Annotated in this window: 1 protein-coding gene; it reads right to left on the bottom strand. The window is 71.9% G+C overall.

From position 1 onward, the window contains the following. On the bottom strand, positions 1-185 hold a 185-nt coding region (locus GTW40_RS00665), incomplete at its 3' end, for a hypothetical protein (protein WP_161178172.1). Positions 186-210: the final 25 nt, after the last annotated feature.

Genomic DNA, 210 nt, shown 5'->3' with positions numbered 1-210 from the left:
GTGAGCCGGGTGACCCGGCGAGGGGGGCACCTCCCGGCCGAAGGCTGGGGGAGGATCTTGCCGCGGTCGGAGACGAACTTCCGCAGCAGGGTGGTGTCCTTGTAGTCGATGTACTCGATGCCCGCCTCGATCAGCGGGTTGGGGCGGGGCTTGGCCGGCCGTCCGGGGCCGGGGCGCTGGGCCATGCCGGGTCCTTGCGTTCGTTCGGGT

The organism is Streptomyces sp. SID4985 (assembly GCF_009863025.1).
GTDB lineage: Bacteria > Actinomycetota > Actinomycetes > Streptomycetales > Streptomycetaceae > Streptomyces.
The sequence above is the reverse complement of the archived record's forward strand: the minus strand, read 5'-3'. Positions and strand labels throughout refer to the sequence as shown.